This is a genomic window from Olleya sp. ITB9 (assembly GCF_001315805.1).
Taxonomy (GTDB): Bacteria; Bacteroidota; Bacteroidia; order Flavobacteriales; family Flavobacteriaceae; genus Olleya; species Olleya sediminilitoris.
In genome coordinates this window covers 23,871-42,973 of record NZ_BCBW01000002.1, presented here as the reverse complement: position 1 = coordinate 42,973, position 19,103 = coordinate 23,871, and the positions used below count along the sequence as shown (strand labels likewise).

Genomic DNA, 19,103 nt, shown 5'->3' with positions numbered 1-19,103 from the left:
TTAAAAAAGTATTATGAAAGTAAGTTATCCCGAAAAAAATGGTAAAAAAACTGATTTAAAATTTAGAAACAGTTTTGGGCGATATCTAATAACCAACTTTAACACATGGCATGGTGGTATTCATTTAGAAGGAGCAAATAAACAAATTAGAGCTATTGCTGATGGGAGAATTATTGGATATCGTTTAAAAAAACAATATCTTTTTGAAGAAGAGACCAATAGCATGGTAAGTACCAAGGAGAATGAGGCATCTTCTGAAAATGATAATTGTAAAGAAAAAAAAGGGTTTAACTACTCAAATTCATTCATGTTATTGCAACATGATATCCCTCTTTCAAGAACTACTGTTGAAAAAGACAATAAAGGTAATGATGTAGAAAAAATAGAGAAAAAATATGTTACTTTTTATAGTTTATATAATCACTTAATGTGTTTAGATGAGCTAAAAAAGAAAACCAAAAAAGAAGAAATCCCCATATTTCTACAAAAAGAAGAAACTAAGGTCATTGCAAATAACAAATTAGGTGCTACTACTAAAGTTGAAGGTTTAAATGCTAGAGTTCCTGTTAAAGGAAAAATAAAATGGACAAAAAGTTATAATTATACTATAAAAGTTGTCATACCTAACGGAACGTTAGTCGAAAAAGTAAAAAAAGAAGGAATTGAAGAAAAAATAGGAAATTGGGCTAAAGTAAAGTATACTGACCCTAATGGAAAAGTGTATGAAGATGCTTATATAAGTACTAATCTTAAAGGAGATGATACAAAAAGGGTTGAAGACCTTGGTAATAGTTATCAAATAACAACTACAGAAGATGAAGGTGAGTTTATAGACCAATCATCCGTTTCCGAAACGGATAAAAATAAAGAAGGAGCTATAATTTACGAATCAACATCAAAAGAAAGTAATCAAAAAGGCATAATAGCTAATGGAAACCCTGTAATTATAGCTAAAAAAGATAAAAATTGGTACCAAATAGAAGGCAAAAAAGGTTATTGTTATAAAAATGATTTTGAAACAAAAGTTTATCTAGACGAGAGTAAAATAATTGCAGATGATATTACAGCTTGTGATATTCCTATAAAAGCAAATGACTTAATTGGTTTTACAGGAGCTTATGAACATGGAGCTGCTGGTAGAAAAGAGTATAACACCTGCCAAGTAGATGTATTCATGGCAGAAGGTGCTGAAGATTTTATAGATAATTGTTATGGAGCTGGAAGCAAAGAAGATAAAAAATATTTATCCTTTCCAGAATGTACTAAAATTAAAAAGAGAATAGAAGTTGATATCGATTTAAAACAAGATACTATAGTACAAGTTTTAGATGTTAAAGATATTTACGCTAAAGTAAAAATACCTCCTAAACCAAAAGAGAAACCAGTCAGAGCTGTTTTTGAGACTTCATTTTTGAGAGATTCCAAAAACATGTCTTATTCAGATTCTGGTGGAGCTCATTATACCATTGTTGACAAAACGTTATTTCCTAAAATAAATGCTTACTTCAATAACAAACTACCTAATGCAGATGTTAGACTAGAATGGTATAAACGATGTTATAAAGATGGCACACCTTTGCCTGGTAGAGGTTCAACAGCAAGGAAAAATAAAGAGAATGAAATAATTACTAGTGGTAAAAAAGCATATCGTAGTTTAGAATATACTCCTGTCCCTAAAGAGGAAAAAACTAAAAACCCAAAAGAATTTTGGATAGAAATTAATCACCTAGATGAAAAAGCAGTTATTGAAATGATACCTGAAAGAATATTAGATCCAAAAAGTATAGCTAGTACACCTACATTTAACGAGTATGTTACAAACTACGATAATAGATATGAACAAATCACCTATAATCGTCCTAATCTTAAATGGCTTTTGCCAAATGAAAATGACAATATAATTGCTGAAGAAGATTTAGAAGATAAAATATATAGCTCAGACATTAACTACAGCCATTTGGTTGATCACGGAGTTATCTACACCATAAAGCCTAAACATTTTGATGAGGTTAATAATGCTTTTGGCGGAAAACTATTAGGCTTAGATGCTAAATTATATTATGTAAGTGGTATTACAAAGAAAAAAAACAACAATAAGGTAAGAGAAAAAATACTATACAAACAAAAAGAACACGACAAAAAATTAAACTTTAAAGACAAAGCTCATTTTAAAGGATGTCGCAAAGTAGCAGCAGGAGATAAAACAGAAGTATTATCTAATTTAAAAAAAGGTTATTTAGCAGTACCTGAAAAGTCTAATGATATACTTGATAAAGAACTAGAAAAAGCTACTGCAGTTAAAGCAAGACCTACTATAATAAAGGATATTAAACATGATAGTAAAATATACCGTAAATTAAGTTTTAAAAGTTTTAAAGGAAATACTCCTCATACCGAAACAGGTTGGGTAGAAATAACTAATATTAAAGAAAAAGATTATTTTAGTGCTTATAATTTAAATAAATTTGGTTTCAAGCATTTTAATGCTGGTATTGAATATATGTATGACATACAAAATGTATTAGGTAAACCTAGTACAGATAGTCATTTTATAAAAACACTTTGGGATAAAATAGATGTAATTAAAAAAGATAGTGTTATTACTAACGCTGAATTAGAACATGCCTATCGGTTTTTAGAAATACAGGACGAAGTTTCAAAAATGGTTTGTAAGCATAAAATAGAATGGTCATATATTTTTGAAGAAATAAAAGCAGAAGCAACAGAGTTTTATAACTATGCAATTGAAACACTATATGATAAAGAGTTACATAAGGACTTACACAAAGCCAAAGATGAAAAATTGGAAGGTTTAAAAGTAAAAGTTGAAAACTTAGCTTTTTGGACTGATTTAAGAGCTGCAAAGTATGAAAAAAAGAAGACTGCTGATGATAACACAACTAGTAATGAAGAACAACAACCTGTAACTAATCCTGTAGAAAATAACACAACTACAGAAGAGGATAAAGTAAAACTACCTGAACGTATCATGCCAAATACAGATGAGGTTACACACTTCCACCCTATTGCTTTTATCAACCATATGAAACTTATTTTTGGTAGTGGTGGAATTAACGAAGACTGTCCAGAACTTGTTTGGGGTAAAAAGGTATCTTGTGAATTCAGAAAACGAGTAGTACAAATTTCAAAACGTTTAGAATGTGACCCGAATCATTTAATGTCTATAATGGCTCTCGAAACAGCCGAATCATTCGATCCAAGTATAGACAATGAAGTAGGTAAAGATAAAGATTCAGAAAAAAAGGGGTACGTAGGATTAATTCAATTTGGAAGAAGTGCTGTTGATGATATTAACAGCAGATATTTTTTACATAAAGCCAAACTTTCAAAAACTGCTTTAGTAGGTATGACAGCAGAAGAACAATTATGTTATGTTGAATGTTTTCTGTTACGTCATAAAGGAAAGTTAAAAACTCTGACAGACTTTTATTTAGCTGTAATTTTTCCAGCAGATGTAGGTAAAGGAGATCAAAAAGATCATGCTGTTTTTAATAGCTCATTAACACTTAATTATAAAACCAATGGAGAAGTAAAAAAAGATGTAACCTATTACAGAAAATATGGTTATGATGCAAATCCCACCTTTTTTAAAGAGGAAACAGATAAAAAAGGTAATAAAAATGGAAAAACATATGTCTGGGAAATGACACAAAAAATAAAAGAAGTATATGATAAAGGATTAGAATTTAAAAATACTTCTATTAATTGTGAATGTAATAATAATTGTTCTTGTAATAAAAAATGCATAGATGTAAAAGATAAAGTTTCTTGGATAACTCAATTTAATAAGTCTGAACGGAAGAGAAATAGTGAAGGCAAATTATATATGCAAACAGATGCCTGTTGGAGAACTTCTCAAAAACTATTAATGAGTGCTGGCCTAGGTAAAACTTCAGGTTTTAAAGGAGGAATGATTATTACAGCAAAAGAGAATGATACTAATACTTCTATAGCTGTAACAACTGAAGCAAAAGCAGGTGTCGATTATATTGATGCTGAATTGGAAAAGGGAAAACCAGTATTGGTTGGTTTAAATCACACACTTAATTATAGACACAATGGAAAAATAATAAACGAAGGTACTACAGATCATTATGTTGTTATTGTAGGAAGAGGTTGTGAAGATGATAAGGTTTATTATAGATTTTATGAAGTAGGTACTAGTTGGCCACATCATGGTAAAAATTCTAAGAACAAGTTGTTTTTAGGGGCTGATTTTTCTTTGAAAGGTAAAGCTAGTCATAGAAGTGAAGAATATTTTGTTAGTCAGGTTAGAAAAAACTAAAAAGAATGAAAATAAAAGTAATAACATTTTGTTTAACTGTTCTATTAATTTCTTGTTTTAAAGCAAAAAAAGGAACTAATTCAGAACTAAAAAAAGAAACTGAAAATCTTGTTTCAAGTGAAGTAACAAATAAATCAATCGCTAAACAAGAATATTTTACTAATACAGAAGAATTTAAAAAGTTTATTAACACAAAATGGATAAGTATAGAAGGAGACGTTTCTTGCTCTGAAAGTAGAACTATTGAAATAAGTGGCGGTTATCTTTTAGAATATGACGGCATGGAGCCTAGTAAATGTAAAATTGAAAGTATAAAGAAAGTAAATTCTAAAAAATTAGAAATTAAGATAGAAGAGAATTGTAATTATGGAAATACTTTTAATATTGAAATTATTGATTTTAACAGTAAGTTAGTAAAATGGTCTTTTTATAATGGTATATCGTACAATGCTAAACCATTTAAGAACACATGTAACGATAAAAAGGTTATTAATTTATACGAATATCCGAATGGTTTTATTTCGCCAACTTCTAATTGGTTGGGAGAATATTATTTTGAGAATAGAGATATAGGCAAGCAAATTTTTATTACAGATAAAAATATTCGATATAAATCCGTAGCAAGACAACATTATGATGAATATGAATTGATTTCAAATCAAGTTGCTGATACGTTGGCTTTGTATTATTACAAAGGTGTTTCTCACACAGATGAATTTTTAAAAGATTATTTACCTCTTATAAAAATTTATAAGAAAGGTAGTAAATATTATGTAAATACATCTCTTACTACACCAGAGAATATTAAAATTGAAATTCAAAAATTGAAATAATCAACCTTCCCTACTTCTGCTAGTTTGTAACTAGTGATGTTAACGAGTAAGCGTCAAAAAACAAGATATTATAAAGCCACAGTCTAAATAAAAGCTGTGGTTTTTTATTTTATAAGAGTTTAAGAAGAAAAAGCTTGTATGGTTTTATTTTTTTGTAAAACCTTATCAATCATTTTAAACACGAAGTTTTTATTTTCTCCCTGCTGATGCAAGCGTCACGCTTAAATATATTAAATAACAAATAAGTCACAATTAAAAAGCTTCAGTCTTTTGGTCATAATACATCACTATTTAACAAAGTAATAAACAAAGTTTACGAAAAAGGAATAAATTTAGCTTCAGAAGCTTTAAAAAAAAATAGAAGAAGCACGTGATGCAAAAAAAGTTTTGTTAGAAGAAAAAATTAACAACCTGTGTTTTTGGAATCAAATCCAAATATGTGTTATATCAGTTATTAAAAATTCAAAAAATGGAGAAAGTTCTAGATAATAAGATATATTTATTGTGCTTGTTTCTGTTTTTCTTTTGCAAAAAATTCATTAGCGAGACTTATAACAAAAACCAATAGCTATTAAAAAGGAAGAGTATAAAAAATCAAAATATTATGTTTTTCAAATGCAAACAATGAAAAAAATAACTTTTTTACTATTAACATTTATTTTTATAAGTTGTAAAAATAAATCGGAAGACAAATCAAACCAATCTTTAAAAAATAATGAGAGTACCTCGATTTTTTTGAAAGATAGCTTGATTAAAAGTGATATCTCTAATTTAAATAAAAAACCAAAAAAAAAGCAAATTGAATTTTTAAATTTTATAGACGAGAGTCTTGTTTTTCAAGAATCTTTAACTAATGATCATTCTGCATATGCTTTTGTATGTCATGGTGATAAAAATGAAATGAAGTTTTCAGGTAAAATATATCTAATACCAAGTCCTTTAGAATTAAATAAATGGAAAAAGTCAGACTATAGGGAAGTAATCATAGATTCTATTAATAATATATTTTCTAACAAAGAAATACATGAAAAATTTATATTATGGGCTCAAATTACGCATAAAGATTTTTTTATGCCCTATAACGAACTGATTGATAATCCATGCGAATATTATAAAAAAGACAGAACGGTTATAATTTATAAATCAGCTAAAGGACAAGAATACTGGAAAGAAATTGAAAAAACTAAGAACGTTGCTAGGCTGGAAGAAATATTAAAATAAAAACATCTTTACTTCGTCTATTCTATGCTTTTATAATCTTAAAAATTAAGTTGTTGAAAAACAAAATTTACTATACAAAAACTATTTCTTGAAAAATTAACAACCTGTGTTTTGGGATAAAATTACTGATGGTGATGTAGCAGAAGCTGACCAACATTATAACGGAAAAGAAAAACCAGAAGAAAAAAGAACTTTTTCTGTTGATAGTTCTAGTATTTATCATTTTCATCCAATTGCTTTTGTGGAGCATATGAAGTTGATTGTTGGGAAAGAGCATATTGACCTACGAGGTGATAATTCAAAATGGCAAACTCAATTCGACTCTAGATTTGGGAATAAGAAAAAACAAAACGTTGCTTGCTGGAGAGCTTGCCAGATAGTTCTTTCAAATTATAATGTTGTAGTAGGTAATCTTAAAAATAATAAAGCCTTATTTCAAATAGCCATAGAAAAAAACAATCAACTTGTTGTAAATACTGATGTGGCAAAGAAGTCTGTTACTTATTTAGATACTCAACTAGAATAAGGCAATCCTATACTTGTAGGTGTTGACCATACTTATAAATATAAAGGTGGCTTTAATAATGATTTGACTACAGACCACTTTATAGTTATTATTGGTAGAAAATCAGATAATAAAGGTGATTATTATCTGTTTTATGAAGTAGGTACATCATATAAAAATAAAGGTACTAATGATAATAATAAACTTTATCTTCAAGACGACTACAGTTTAAAAGGTTCGACCTTTTATAATTCACATTTTTATACAGTAACACAAGTAAGAGAAAATAATTAATTATGAAGATTTTTAGTAGATTATTTATAGTAGTTTATTCTTTTATTCTTTTATCTAATTGTAAGCAAAATAGTGAAAAGGATAAAAAAGAAATAATTACAATACAAGAAACGAATAAACCTGTTGAGCATAAAGCAAAACTGAAGGGATTATTAGATAAAAATCAATTTATAACTTCAGAGTGGATAGAAATTGAAAAATCGAAAAGCACTTTTAAAAACTCCAAAGTAAAAGAAGAATAGTTAAGTTTTGTTAAAATCATAAGTAAAGACAAAGCAAAAATAGTTCTTATGGAGCCTGTGGAATATAAATTAGATAGTATTCAAGTAACAAAAGATAAAATTATATTACACGTAAAAGGAGCTGGCTGGACTTATCAATTTTATTGGGTAGATAAATCTAAAAAAATAGGTAGATGGGATTATGTGTATGATAAAAAAATAGACTCCTCTTTTTCAATGTATGCTATCAATAAAAATTTTAAACAGCTTTTAGACTAGGATAATTAATGGAACTAAAAGCGTAAGCTACTAAAAAAACAAAACTAGAAGAAGCACGTGATGAAAAAAAGTTTTGTTAGAAGAAAAAATAAATAATCTTTGTTTTTGGGATCAAATTACTGATGGTGATGTAGCAGAAGCTGACCAACATTATAACGGAAAAGAAAAACCAGAAGAAAAAAGAACTTTTCCTGTTGATAGTTCTAGTATTTATCATTTCCATCCAATTGCTTTTGTGGAGCATATGAAGTTGATTACTGCGCCAACACAAGCACCTTGGGTAGAATATATATATTGCAGGAGTTTGAAACTTACAAAGGAATTAAAGAGAAAGAGAGTCCGTTGAAAGAGAAAATATCAGAGTATCATAATGCAGGTACAGCCAAGGGACATAATTATAAAATAGCTTGGTGTGCATCATTTGTCAGTTGGTGCTTTGATCAAACAAAGAGTTACAAAAAAATTAATTCTGGAGCTAACTCATATGCATTCGATTGGGGGCCACATGGTAATTTAAAAGCTGCGGCAAAAAGCAAAGCTGCAGATGGTTGGAAAGAAGGAGAAGAAACTGAAGCCTTTGTAGGAGCTGTAATTGTATTGAGTTATTCACATTGCGCATTTATTGTTGGAAAAAACTCAATGACAAATAGATATGTTTACATTGGAGGTAATCAGGGTAGTAGGGTTGCAGGAGAACAACAAATAAAATATGGGACAGTCAAAATAGGTCAAGAATTTGCAATTATGAAGCCCAAGAAATATAAAGTTCAATCTTTTACTCTTCCTGAAATGAATAAAAATGCGGACGGAAGTTATAAATCAAGTAGATAAAATGATAAAAAAAGTAATCTTAGCTATATTATTAGTAGGGTCTGTTAGTTGCAGGAATTCTAATCAATCGACAGGGAAGAATAGTGTTAAAATAAAAAGTGTTGCAACTTTAGAGAAAGAAAACAATGTTATTAAAAAAGAAAGCATTTCTCCATGCTTTAATGAAGCAGAAATCACTAAGCTCAACTCCTTTTTTAAAGGTTTAGAAAAAAATATAAATAACGTAGATCAAACATTAATCGAATTACCAAAAGAATTCAGAGTAGAATTAAAAAAACGATATTTGGATAGGACCTGTCAAGCTAGGGAAAATCTGAAAAAGAAATCTTGTGATACATTATTGTATTTCTTTGACTGTAGTGAGATATTTGATGATGGAGAAGAAGAGCACTTTGTAGAATCTACTTATTGGTATGACATTGTCAAGAAAGATGGTAAAGTGAAAATTTTAAGTTCTGGAGGGGCTGGTTAGCTCTCACGCTGGTTCTAGTTTACAACTAACACCCTATAAAGAGAATAAAAGTATATAAAAAACCACAGCTTGCTATAGGTTGTAGATTTTTTTCCATGAGATAAAGGCCTGTTTAGTTTTAACGTTTTATAACTCCATATTAATCATTATAAACACGAAATTTTTATTTTCTACCTGAAGATGTAAGCGCAACTTAAATATATAAAAAATAACGTATAAGCCACAATTAAAAAAGTATATCTTTTAGCTACAATAAACTCTATTCAACACAGAAATAGACAAAGTTTACGAAAAAGGAGTAAATTTAGCTTCAGAAGCTAAAAAACAAAATTAGAAGAAGCGCGTGATGCAAAAAAAGTTTTGTTAGAAGAAAAAATTAACAACCTTTGCTTTTGGGATCAAATCACTGATGGTGATGTAGCAGAAGCTGACCAACATTATAACGGAAAAGAAAAACCAGAAGAAAAAAGAACTTTTCCTGTTGATAGTTCTAGTATTTATCATTTTCATCCAATTGCTTTTCTAAAACAAATTAAGTTAATTACAATAAATATTTATTTGGAGAACTGTTAATAATTAAGTTAGATAAACTACATATTAATTAATACTAAGCATAGGAAATTAAAACAATCACAATTTAATTACCAAAAAAACTTTCAGATTAACTATTAATAAAACTCTTAAACAAACTATTCTCAAAAATACACGACTGATTGAATATAAAAATAAGATATTTGCATTTGTTTAAAACTAAAGTAAATGATCAAAACAATTATATTCGATTTTGGAGATGTCTTTATCAATCTTGATAAAGAAGGCGCAATGAAAAACGCCTTAGAGCTTTTTAAGATCAATGAACTGTCAGAAGAACTTGTTGCTATAAATGCACTTTATGAACAAGGTTTAATGGAGACTACCGAGTTTTTAGATTTTTATTTAAACAACTTTCCAAAACTTTCAAAAAAAGAATTAATTGATGCTTGGAATTATATTATTTGTGATTTTCCATCAAAACGATTAGAATTTATACAACAATTAGCCAAAGACAAAAATTACAAACTAATACTATTAAGCAACACCAATGAGTTGCATATAGACTGTATTAAAAAACACATTCCGTTTTACGAAGATTTTAAAGCATGCTTTGATAAATTCTATTTATCACACCAAATCATGTTACGAAAACCAAATACAGATATTTTTAACTTTGTTTTAAACGAAAACAAATTAAAACCTGAAGAATGTTTGTTTATTGACGATACAAAAGAAAATACAGTAACTGCAAGTAAATTAGGAATTAATGTTTGGAATAACGACCCAAAAACCGAAGATATCCTAGATCTATTCACTATTAAAAAAGAATTGTTTTAATGTTTCTAATTCTTAGTATTTGTGCATCGACACTAATTTTTGTCATTTTTAAAGTTGTAGGAAAGCAAAACATAAACACTTTACAAACTATTGTCTTCAATTATTTTACAGCATTTGCCTGTGGAATATTAAGTTACGACGCACCAATTGTTGTTACAGATGTAATACAATCTAAATGGTTTTTTGGAGCCATTTTTTTAGGTTTTTTATTTGTTACAATATTTAATGTTATGGCATTAACAGCGCAACGCTTAGGTTTATCTGTAGCTTCAGTTGCAAGTAAAATGAGTGTCGTTATTCCTATTATTTTTGGACTATTTGCCTACAATGAAAACTTAGGCTTACAAAAAGCATTGGGTATATTATTAGCTTTAGTGGCTGTTTATCTAGCCTCATTAAAAGCTAAATCCAACGAAAAATTTTCGATTAAAAGCCTATGGCTTCCGTTGTTACTATTTTTGGGATCTGGTACTATAGATACCACAATAAAATATGTCGAAACTACTTTTGTGCCAGAAAATGGTATTCCAATCTTCTCTGCCTCAATTTTTTTAATTGCAGGATTAATTGGTATAGGCATGCTTTCCGCGAAAGCGATACAAAAACAATTTACATTTGATCCTAAAAGTTTAATATCTGGTTTTATTTTAGGAATAGTTAACTACTACTCCATCTACACTTTACTTAAAGCATTAAATGCTGATAATTTTGAAAGTTCGACAATATTTACAGTTAATAATGTATCAATTGTAATGTTATCTACCTTATTAGGTCTACTCTTTTTTAAAGAACGTTTATTGCTTAAAAACTGGATAGGCATTGGTGTTGCTGTAATTGCTATACTTTTGGTAACTTTAGCTTAATTTATGGAAGCAGACGTTTATAAAACTATTACTAAACCTAGTGAAGAGGTTTTATTTAAAGACAAAAATTCTAAGTTTTTTGGCTATGCCTACCCTGTCACTACAGAAGATAAAATTAAACAGCATCTAGAGGATTTAAAAAAACAACACCATCAAGCTAGACATTGGTGTTATGCCTATCAAATCGGGACCGAAACCATTGCTTACAGAGCTAATGATGATGGTGAGCCTAGCAATAGTGCTGGAATGCCAATTTATGGTCAAATACAATCTTTTGAAGTTACAAACGTTTTAATTGTAGTAGTACGCTATTTTGGAGGTGTTAAACTTGGCGTTGGTGGTTTAATTAATGCTTATCGCACAGGTGCACAATTAGCCTTAGAAGCATCAAATATAATTGAGCGTACTATTAATATTGATTATTTAATTACTTGCGAATATGATTTAATGAACAAAGTCATGAGGGTTATTAAAGAAAAAAACTTAAATATTATCAATCAAAAATTAGAATTAAACTGTGAAATAACAATTTCGGTTAGAAAAAAAGAGGCCGAATCTATAAAATCAATATTTGACTCGATTTACAAAGTTGACATCAAAACTTTGTAATATTAATTTTTTAAAGCTTCTAAAAAATATTTTGGAGGTCTAGTTGGTCGTTTTGTTTTCATATTTAAAAATGCCAAAATCACACTTGCTGTGCTTAAAATTTGACCTGATTTATTAACAATTTCATATTCAAACTCTACCAGTGCTGTAGGCATTTGTTTCAGCTTGGTTTTTACCGTAATTACGTCATCATAAAGGATAGGAATTTTATAATTTACGGATAAAGATACCACTGGTAAACCAACACCTTCCTCTTCCATTTTTTTATAAGAAATTCCTAATTTTCTTAACCACTCAATTCTAGCTAATTCTAGATATAATGCGTAATTCGCATGATGAACGACACCCATTTGATCGGTTTCAGAATATCGCACTCTTATTTCAATTTCATCTTGTTTTATACTCATTTATCTAATTATTTTTTGTAGCTTGATTGACTAAACTAACATGAGGAAAAAAAACTGAATATTCAATAGTAAATCATTTTTTTTTACGTTTTTTGTTCACATATTTGCCACGCTTAGAAACTAAGTTGTCTTAATCGCTATACAGGCAAAAATAACTAACATTTAATATATTTTAAAATTAACATGAGTATAACTGCGCAATCGGTCTGGAATAACTGTCTACTTTTTATAAAGGATAATATCCAACCACAAGCTTACAAAACATGGTTTGAACCTATTGTAGCGGTAAAACTTGCAGATAATGCTTTAAGCATTCAGGTCCCAAGTAAATTTTTTTACGAATGGCTAGAAGAGCATTACGTAAAATTGTTAAAAGTGTCTTTAACTAAAGAGTTAGGCGATACTGCTAAACTGGTTTACATTATTAAAATGGAAAACACGTATGGCAACAAACAACCGTTTACAGAAAAAATTCCGAGTTCTAATAGAAGTGCTGTAAAGTCTCAGGATGTAGACGTACCACTTAATAACAAAAATCGCGAATTACGAAATCCGTTTATAATTCCTGGAATTAGAAACGTAAAAATAGAATCTCAACTTAATCCTAACTATAATTTTGATAACTTTTTAGAAGGTGACTCTAACCGTTTAGCACGTAGTGCTGGTTTAGCTGTATCTGCAAAACCTGGTGGAACTTCTTTTAATCCGTTATTAATATTTGGTGGTGTTGGATTAGGTAAAACACACTTAGCGCATGCTATAGGTGTGGATATCAAAGACAAATATCCTGAAAAAACAGTATTATATATTTCTGCTGAAAAATTTACGCAACAATATATAGACTCTGTTAAAAAGAACAACCGTAATGACTTTATACATTTTTATCAATTAATAGATGTATTGGTTATTGATGATGTACAATTTTTATCAGGAAAATCAGGAACACAAGATGTGTTTTTCCATATTTTTAACCACTTGCACCAAAATGGAAAACAAGTTATTTTAACTAGTGACAAAGCTCCTGTGGACATGCAAGATATTGAACAACGTTTATTATCGAGATTTAAATGGGGACTTTCAGCCGAGTTACAAACTCCTGATTTTGAAACCAGAGTTTCTATTTTAAAAAACAAATTATATCGTGATGGTGTAGAGATGCCTGAAGATATTATCAACTATGTTGCTAAAAACATTAAATCTAATATTAGAGAGCTTGAAGGTGCTATTATATCGCTTATTGCCCAATCGTCTTTCAATAAAAAAGAAGTTAATATTGAGTTAGCAAAACAGGTTGTAGAAAAATTTGTTAAAAACACTAAACGTGAAGTTTCTATAGATTACATTCAAAAAATAGTCTCTGATTATTTCCAAATGGATGTAGACACACTACAATCTAAAACTAGAAAGCGTCACATTGTTCAAGCTAGACAATTGGCTATGTTTTTTGCAAAAAAACTAACCAAGGCATCATTAGCTAGTATTGGATCTCAAATTGGTAAACGTGATCATGCAACTGTATTACACGCTTGTAAAACTGTAGACAACTTATCAGCTACAGACAAGCAATTTAAAAAATACGTTGAGGATTTAACTAAGAAGCTTACAGTATAAATATATTACAAAATGACTAAAATTTTAATGGTATGCTTAGGAAACATTTGTCGTTCTCCTCTAGCTGAAGGTATCTTAAAATCAAAGTTAGACAATACATACATTGTAGATTCAGCAGGCACAAGTAGCTATCATATTGGTAACAAACCAGATCCTAGATCTATTACTACTGCAAAAAAACATAATATAGACATTACCAAACAACGTGCTAGACAGTTTACAAAACAAGATTTTTTAGATTTTGATATTATCTATGCTATGGATAACTCAAACTATGATAATATTTTAGCTTTAGCTGAAAACGAAACAGACAAATCAAAAGTAAAGCTAATTTTAAACGAAAGCTTTCCTAATAAAAACCTTGATGTTCCTGATCCTTATTATGGAGGAAACAATGGTTTTGAAAAAGTGTATACTTTATTAAATGATGCTTGCCAAAAAATAAGCACAAGTCTAAATAGTAACACCTAATTAAATACTTTAAACGACCATGACTAAAGGTAAATTATACTTAATACCAAACACCTTAGGAGACTCTAATCCGTTTTTAGTATTACCAGCTCAAGTCAAGACTATTGTAGACAGTTTAGATACATTTGTTGTAGAAAACTCTAAAGCAGGTCGAAAGTTTATAAAAAGCATTGCTCCAGAAAAACAACAATCAAGCCTTACCATTTTTGAGTTAAATAAACATACTGAGCCACAAGATTTACCAAATTTTATTACACCTTGTTTAGAAGGACAAAATATGGGATTATTATCTGACGCTGGTTGTCCTGGTATAGCTGATCCAGGAGCTGACATTGTTAGTTTAGCCCATAAAAACAACATCCAAGTTGTACCTTTAGTTGGACCATCCTCTATCCTATTAGCTATGATGGCTTCTGGGATGAATGGACAAAGCTTTGCTTTTAATGGGTATCTGCCAATTGATAAAAATGAAAGAAAATCTGAAATAAAACGTCTAGAACGTTTAAGTTTTGAGCATAATCAAACACAATCTTTTATTGAAACACCTTACAGAAATAATAAATTTTTGGAAGATTTATGTAACACTTTAAGTGATAGTACAGAAATATGCGTCGCTTGCGACATTACCTTGCCAACTGAATTAATTAAAACAAAAACAGCCAGTCAATGGAAAAAAAATAGTGTTGACCTACATAAAAGACCAACACTATTTATAATTCATAAACCTAGCTTTTAAGCTCTGTCGTACTCTACTTTTACTCGTTTTGAAGCTTTAATCAAAGACGTATCATAGCCAGAAAACTTTTTTAAGTAATGTCTAATAGTTGTACCATTAGCATCAGCAAAACCATTTTGACCGTAACTTCTTAAGTATTTTTTTACATTTCCTGGACCTGCTAAATGCGCTGCAGCTAATATTCCAGACTCGGTTACTTTAATACCATTGATATAACTTCCTTTAAAACGCTTAATATCACGTCTTAAAACCCATTTATTACGTTGTGCATTAGCTATAAATGCTTTTTCTTGTAATTCTGGATTGCTTAAAAAGTACTGTGGATGATAAATACCTATCAATCTTAACGTACCTTTTCCAAATTGATATTTACCTAAATATCCAAATTGGTTAACTCTAAAGTAATCGTTTTGCGATTCTTTAAAACCTAAGGCTTCTTTAAAACCAGTAAACGTTTTTCCTAATTCAGGACTAAACTCTGGTAACTGGTAAGATTGTAAATTAGAAGCAATCTCTTTGTGTTCTATATTTTCAAAGTCAACCTTGTCAGTTTCAATTTTATCTATTAATTTAACATTTTCAGTTGTATTATAAAATACAACGATTAGTAAAATTGATATTGTAAATGCTAGGGATAATAACTTTCCAATATTTTTTTTCATTTGTATTGATTTAAAAGTCTGTTTTTTAATAATCTATAGACTTAAATTTCAGCGTGCAAATATACAACAATTTTAATAATACTGAAAATCAATATGTTAACTTATGTTAAAAGTAAATTAAGTGTCCTTTTAGCTTACCTTTACTATTAATTTGAAGTGTTGGAAAAGGTATTTTTATCACATTAATTATGTTAAAAAACTGCTTAAAAAAGACAGAATTAGTCTTTATTTTTGTTAAATCCAAATCTAAGCTTAAATAGAATTGTTTGGTTCTTTTTTGATTAGGAAAACTCACATTCTGTAAATTTTCATTGCCATATAGTAGTCCATCGACTCCGTAACCAACTGCTAAATTTAACCATTTAGGTATCTTACTGTCTTTATAAAATGACTGTAAATTAGCACTTAGCCAATAGGTTTGACCATTATAATCTTTTAAAATTTCTTCTAATAAACCATTCCCTAATTTATTTGGATTTTGATTTGCATATGGACTTTGACTAAACGAATACTTTAATTGCAATCGTTGCTCATCCCATAACAGTTCTTGTCCAATAAACAAGCCTACACCTGCTGCATTAGCAGTAAAATCTCCCCAAGAAAATCCCCATTCTGATGAAAAACCATCTAAAATTTCGACTGCAGTCAAAAAAGAAAAACCTAAAGTTGCACCATAAATCAATTGATTTTTTTTGGAAACACCACTCCAATTTAAAGTTTGAGCACTAAAACGTCCTAATTGATAAGCAGTAAAACTATGACCTAATTTATCCATTTTAAACCACTCAGAATTATCATTAGTTGTATGAAATTTAGAGCGTTTATAGTCAGAATACCATAATGTATTTAAACCTATAATAGATAATGAGGCTAAACTAACCTCTGTTATTATAACGGATTTACGCCTTTTAGTATGTAATGTATCACTTGGTTTAAAAAAAGACGCTGTTTTGGTTTGTGCTGCAGCAGTAAAAATAAAACAAAGACAAAAAGCAAGTGTGAAAAATTTAATCAATCAATTATCTATTTACACCTTGGCTATTGATCCAACGTACATATTCGTTTTTATTTGCATTATGTTGGCTAAGTGTTTTGGCAAACTTATGGTAACCAAAGTTTTTAACATTAGCAACAAAATAAAAGTAGTCATGATCTTCTGCATTCAAGACTGCATCAATAGCAGAAACATCTGGCATTGTTATAGGTCCTGGAGGAATACTTGCGTATTTATAAGTGTTGTAAGGCGAATCTATTTCAAGATCTTTATATAATACACGTTTTATGATTTGATCAAAATCGTTTTCTTTTAATTTTTTTGAATATATAACCGTTGGATCCGCTTGTAAAGGCATGCCTTTTTTGATTCGGTTTAAGTAAACGCCTGCAACTCTTGGTCTTTCGTCCACTTTTGCAGTTTCTTTTTGAACTATAGATGCAATGGTTACAACCTCATTAACCGATAAATCTAAAGCTTTGCGTTTGGCTTGTCTGGAAGGATTCCAAAATCGGAAATATTCTTTTAACATTTTATCTCTAAATCCTTCAGCTGAAGTATTCCAAAACACTTCATAGCTATTAGGCACATACATATTTAAAACCGTTTGCTTAGTAAACTTATGCTTATCCATAAACGCTTTATCTGTCATAGCTTGAAGTAAACTTAGGCTATCTGGTTCTATTTGTTGAGCAATACGACCAGCTAAATTCTGAATACGCTCTTGATTATTAAAACTTAATTTTAATGGTAAGTTTTTACTTCTAATAGAGTTTATAATGTCATTATTGCTCATGTTTTTATCAATTGCAAAACGACCTGCTTTAATATTAGTAGTGTATTTTTTACGTTCGGCTAAAGCATCAAAACTGTCTATATCCTTTAATAATGGTTCTAATTGTGCTCTTACCATATCATAACTTGCATTAGTTGGCACATATATAAATGCTTGATCGTTATTAAAAGCTGTGTTTTGTTTAAACATGGCTCCGTAAATAAAGTAGGCAAAATAGGCAGCTACCACTAAGCCAATTAATGCTATAGCTACTAAAATTTTTTTAATATACATTGGTATTAATTAATTGAAATAAATATTCGTTTTTGTATTGTCCGTTTAAAAAATTCCAATCCTTTTTTAAACCTATTTCTTTAAATCCCTGATTTTTAAACAAGGCTAAGCTTGCAGTATTATCTTCACTAATATTACAATATAATTGGTGTAAATCTAAATGCTTAAAGCAATAATTACAAAGTAATTGTACCGCTTCTTTACCATAACCTTTAGCTCTGTCTTGCGTTTGTTTAATTAAAATACCAATACCTGCTCTTCTGTTTTTATAATCAAAATCAAAGACATCAATCATACCTAAAGCTTCATGATTGTTATTACAAATGACTAAACGTAATTGCTTAACTTCAAAAATATCTTTATGAGCATTATCTAAATATTGTTTTATTAGATACTTAGAGTAAGGTGTTATGGTATTGCTTATTTGCCAAATAGACTCGTCATTTTCAATAGTATGGATAAATGCTAAATCTTCGGGCTCTAAAGCACGTAAATATATCTGTTTACCTGTTAATGTTAACATGTTATTGTACCTTTAAAAACTTGTGTTGCTGGTCCAATTAACATGACTTTTTTATAGGTATCATTATCTTTTTTAAAAGATACTTTTAATTGTCCTCCTGGTACATTTAAATTTAATTGTGAAGCTGTACTTTTTCCAGAATCATGCATAGCTATTGCAACTGCAGTTGCACCTGTACCACAGGATAAGGTTTCGTCCTCTACTCCTCTTTCGTAAGTTCTAACAGTAAATGTATCCTCATTTTCTTGCTGGACAAAGTTAACGTTGGTTCCTGCTTGATTATAAGGTTGTCCGTATCTAATTTTTGCACCTTCGGTTTTAACATCAAAATTAGCAATATCTTTAACAAACTGAACGTGATGTGGTGATCCTGTATCTAAAAATTGATGTGTATCAAAGGTATCTATGCTCTCTACATCTTTCATTTGTAAATGGACTAAATTGTCTTGGATTTTGGCATAATGTAATCCATCAATGGCTTCAAAAGTAGTCTCATGTTTAACAACTTGCAAAAATTCCGCGAATGCGACTAAACAACGTCCTCCATTACCACACATAGTACTTTGGTTTCCGTCTGCATTATAATACACCATTTTAAAGTCAACTTCAGGATGATTTTCTAGTAAAATCAGACCATCTGCTCCTATTCCAAATTTACGATCACATAAAAATGCGACCAATTTGGTGTCGTCTTTATCAAAAATTTGCTGTCTATTATCAATCATGACAAAGTCGTTACCTGTGCCTTGATATTTATAAAAAGTTAATGTCATTGGTGTACTAAATTGAATGACAAATATAAGTTTTTTCAGTTGTTAAAACGTC

General features: G+C 29.5%; 23 protein-coding genes. 17 read left to right on the top strand and 6 right to left on the bottom strand.

The window, feature by feature from the left end:
* Nucleotides 1-13: 13 nt before the first annotated feature.
* From ITB9_RS00505 to ITB9_RS00440, 14 genes are all read left to right on the top strand, one after another.
* Nucleotides 14-4,306 (top strand): hypothetical protein, encoded by a 4,293-nt coding sequence (locus tag ITB9_RS00505; RefSeq protein WP_054850689.1) that lies wholly within the window; start codon nt 14-16, stop codon nt 4,304-4,306.
* Between the two features lie 5 nt (nt 4,307-4,311).
* Nucleotides 4,312-5,139 carry a hypothetical protein gene (locus tag ITB9_RS00500; RefSeq protein ID WP_054850688.1) on the top strand — a complete coding sequence of 276 codons (828 nt, stop codon included), beginning with the start codon at nt 4,312-4,314 and terminating at the stop codon, nt 5,137-5,139.
* 624 nt (nt 5,140-5,763) lie between these two features.
* A complete protein-coding gene (locus tag ITB9_RS00495; protein ID WP_148638289.1) occupies nt 5,764-6,360 on the top strand; it encodes a hypothetical protein in 597 nt (198 codons plus the stop codon).
* Nucleotides 6,361-6,466: 106 nt separating this feature from the next.
* A complete protein-coding gene (locus tag ITB9_RS00490) occupies nt 6,467-6,886 on the top strand; it encodes a hypothetical protein (protein WP_054850686.1) in 420 nt (139 codons plus the stop codon).
* 63 nt (nt 6,887-6,949) lie between these two features.
* The gene (locus ITB9_RS00485) at nt 6,950-7,159 is read left to right on the top strand and encodes a hypothetical protein (RefSeq protein WP_054850685.1); all 210 of its coding nucleotides are present in this window, start codon (nt 6,950-6,952) and stop codon (nt 7,157-7,159) included.
* 2 nt (nt 7,160-7,161) lie between these two features.
* Nucleotides 7,162-7,401 carry a hypothetical protein gene (locus tag ITB9_RS00480; RefSeq protein ID WP_054850684.1) on the top strand — a complete coding sequence of 80 codons (240 nt, stop codon included), beginning with the start codon at nt 7,162-7,164 and terminating at the stop codon, nt 7,399-7,401.
* 48 nt (nt 7,402-7,449) lie between these two features.
* Nucleotides 7,450-7,659, top strand: a complete 210-nt coding sequence (locus ITB9_RS00475) for a hypothetical protein (protein ID WP_054850683.1) — start codon at nt 7,450-7,452, stop codon at nt 7,657-7,659.
* A 73-nt stretch (nt 7,660-7,732) separates the two neighbouring features.
* Nucleotides 7,733-8,005 carry a hypothetical protein gene (locus ITB9_RS00470; RefSeq protein WP_054850682.1) on the top strand — a complete coding sequence of 91 codons (273 nt, stop codon included), beginning with the start codon at nt 7,733-7,735 and terminating at the stop codon, nt 8,003-8,005.
* A complete protein-coding gene (locus ITB9_RS00465) occupies nt 8,002-8,490 on the top strand; it encodes a CHAP domain-containing protein (protein WP_054850681.1) in 489 nt (162 codons plus the stop codon). The genes ITB9_RS00470 and ITB9_RS00465 overlap by 4 nt, the downstream gene beginning before the upstream one ends.
* Nucleotides 8,459-8,962 carry a hypothetical protein gene (locus tag ITB9_RS00460; protein ID WP_054850680.1) on the top strand — a complete coding sequence of 168 codons (504 nt, stop codon included), beginning with the start codon at nt 8,459-8,461 and terminating at the stop codon, nt 8,960-8,962. Before ITB9_RS00465 ends, ITB9_RS00460 begins: the two co-directional genes overlap by 32 nt.
* A gap of 360 nt (nt 8,963-9,322) precedes the next feature.
* On the top strand, nt 9,323-9,535 hold the full coding sequence (locus tag ITB9_RS00455) for a hypothetical protein (RefSeq protein ID WP_054850679.1): 213 nt from the start codon (nt 9,323-9,325) through the stop codon (nt 9,533-9,535).
* 186 nt (nt 9,536-9,721) lie between these two features.
* On the top strand, nt 9,722-10,333 hold the full coding sequence (locus ITB9_RS00450; RefSeq protein ID WP_054850678.1) for an HAD family phosphatase: 612 nt from the start codon (nt 9,722-9,724) through the stop codon (nt 10,331-10,333).
* Nucleotides 10,333-11,196 (top strand): DMT family transporter, encoded by an 864-nt coding sequence (locus ITB9_RS00445; RefSeq protein ID WP_036600535.1) that lies wholly within the window; start codon nt 10,333-10,335, stop codon nt 11,194-11,196. Before ITB9_RS00450 ends, ITB9_RS00445 begins: the two co-directional genes overlap by 1 nt.
* A gap of 3 nt (nt 11,197-11,199) precedes the next feature.
* Complete coding sequence (locus ITB9_RS00440; protein ID WP_054850677.1) at nt 11,200-11,805, top strand: YigZ family protein; 606 nt, start codon at nt 11,200-11,202, stop codon at nt 11,803-11,805.
* A 2-nt stretch (nt 11,806-11,807) separates the two neighbouring features.
* On the opposite strand, the gene ITB9_RS00435 is transcribed toward ITB9_RS00440, so the two are convergent.
* Nucleotides 11,808-12,206 carry a thioesterase family protein gene (locus ITB9_RS00435; RefSeq protein WP_028291386.1) on the bottom strand — a complete coding sequence of 133 codons (399 nt, stop codon included), beginning with the start codon at nt 12,204-12,206 and terminating at the stop codon, nt 11,808-11,810.
* Between the two features lie 189 nt (nt 12,207-12,395).
* On the opposite strand from ITB9_RS00435, the gene dnaA reads away from it, so the two are divergent.
* The 3 genes from dnaA to ITB9_RS00420 are packed head-to-tail and all read left to right on the top strand — an operon-like array spanning nt 12,396 to nt 15,030.
* Nucleotides 12,396-13,823 carry a chromosomal replication initiator protein DnaA gene (dnaA, locus tag ITB9_RS00430; RefSeq protein WP_028291385.1) on the top strand — a complete coding sequence of 476 codons (1,428 nt, stop codon included), beginning with the start codon at nt 12,396-12,398 and terminating at the stop codon, nt 13,821-13,823.
* 12 nt (nt 13,824-13,835) lie between these two features.
* Nucleotides 13,836-14,294, top strand: coding sequence for a low molecular weight protein-tyrosine-phosphatase (locus ITB9_RS00425; RefSeq protein WP_054850676.1), 459 nt, complete (start codon nt 13,836-13,838; stop codon nt 14,292-14,294).
* 19 nt (nt 14,295-14,313) lie between these two features.
* Nucleotides 14,314-15,030 (top strand): SAM-dependent methyltransferase, encoded by a 717-nt coding sequence (locus ITB9_RS00420; RefSeq protein WP_028291383.1) that lies wholly within the window; start codon nt 14,314-14,316, stop codon nt 15,028-15,030.
* Here ITB9_RS00420 and ITB9_RS00415 read toward each other — a convergent pair.
* From ITB9_RS00415 to dapF, 5 genes are all read right to left on the bottom strand, one after another.
* A complete protein-coding gene (locus tag ITB9_RS00415; protein WP_028291382.1) occupies nt 15,027-15,692 on the bottom strand; it encodes a hypothetical protein in 666 nt (221 codons plus the stop codon). The genes ITB9_RS00420 and ITB9_RS00415 overlap by 4 nt on opposite strands.
* 106 nt (nt 15,693-15,798) lie before the next feature.
* Nucleotides 15,799-16,707, bottom strand: coding sequence for a DUF2279 domain-containing protein (locus ITB9_RS00410; RefSeq protein WP_054850675.1), 909 nt, complete (start codon nt 16,705-16,707; stop codon nt 15,799-15,801).
* A gap of 4 nt (nt 16,708-16,711) precedes the next feature.
* On the bottom strand, nt 16,712-17,755 hold the full coding sequence (gene mltG, locus ITB9_RS00405) for an endolytic transglycosylase MltG (RefSeq protein ID WP_028291380.1): 1,044 nt from the start codon (nt 17,753-17,755) through the stop codon (nt 16,712-16,714).
* Nucleotides 17,745-18,278: a GNAT family N-acetyltransferase gene (locus ITB9_RS00400; protein ID WP_054850674.1), complete on the bottom strand. Its 534-nt coding sequence runs from the start codon at nt 18,276-18,278 to the stop codon at nt 17,745-17,747. The genes mltG and ITB9_RS00400 overlap by 11 nt, the downstream gene beginning before the upstream one ends.
* Nucleotides 18,272-19,051, bottom strand: a complete 780-nt coding sequence (gene dapF / locus ITB9_RS00395) for a diaminopimelate epimerase (protein ID WP_054850673.1) — start codon at nt 19,049-19,051, stop codon at nt 18,272-18,274. Before dapF ends, ITB9_RS00400 begins: the two co-directional genes overlap by 7 nt.
* Nucleotides 19,052-19,103: the final 52 nt, after the last annotated feature.

Coding starts and splice junctions, on each gene's coding strand:
- ITB9_RS00420 (WP_028291383.1), top strand. CDS start 14,314: ATGACTAAAGGTAAATTATACTTAATACCAAACACCTTAGGAGACTCT.
- ITB9_RS00400 (WP_054850674.1), bottom strand. CDS start 18,278: ATGTTAACATTAACAGGTAAACAGATATATTTACGTGCTTTAGAGCCC.
- ITB9_RS00425 (WP_054850676.1), top strand. CDS start 13,836: ATGACTAAAATTTTAATGGTATGCTTAGGAAACATTTGTCGTTCTCCT.
- ITB9_RS00440 (WP_054850677.1), top strand. CDS start 11,200: ATGGAAGCAGACGTTTATAAAACTATTACTAAACCTAGTGAAGAGGTT.
- dnaA (WP_028291385.1), top strand. CDS start 12,396: ATGAGTATAACTGCGCAATCGGTCTGGAATAACTGTCTACTTTTTATA.
- dapF (WP_054850673.1), bottom strand. CDS start 19,051: ATGACATTAACTTTTTATAAATATCAAGGCACAGGTAACGACTTTGTC.
- ITB9_RS00505 (WP_054850689.1), top strand. CDS start 14: ATGAAAGTAAGTTATCCCGAAAAAAATGGTAAAAAAACTGATTTAAAA.
- ITB9_RS00480 (WP_054850684.1), top strand. CDS start 7,162: ATGAAGATTTTTAGTAGATTATTTATAGTAGTTTATTCTTTTATTCTT.
- ITB9_RS00495 (WP_148638289.1), top strand. CDS start 5,764: ATGAAAAAAATAACTTTTTTACTATTAACATTTATTTTTATAAGTTGT.
- ITB9_RS00450 (WP_054850678.1), top strand. CDS start 9,722: ATGATCAAAACAATTATATTCGATTTTGGAGATGTCTTTATCAATCTT.
- ITB9_RS00445 (WP_036600535.1), top strand. CDS start 10,333: ATGTTTCTAATTCTTAGTATTTGTGCATCGACACTAATTTTTGTCATT.
- ITB9_RS00460 (WP_054850680.1), top strand. CDS start 8,459: ATGCGGACGGAAGTTATAAATCAAGTAGATAAAATGATAAAAAAAGTA.
- ITB9_RS00500 (WP_054850688.1), top strand. CDS start 4,312: ATGAAAATAAAAGTAATAACATTTTGTTTAACTGTTCTATTAATTTCT.
- ITB9_RS00415 (WP_028291382.1), bottom strand. CDS start 15,692: ATGAAAAAAAATATTGGAAAGTTATTATCCCTAGCATTTACAATATCA.
- ITB9_RS00475 (WP_054850683.1), top strand. CDS start 7,450: ATGGAGCCTGTGGAATATAAATTAGATAGTATTCAAGTAACAAAAGAT.
- mltG (WP_028291380.1), bottom strand. CDS start 17,755: ATGTATATTAAAAAAATTTTAGTAGCTATAGCATTAATTGGCTTAGTG.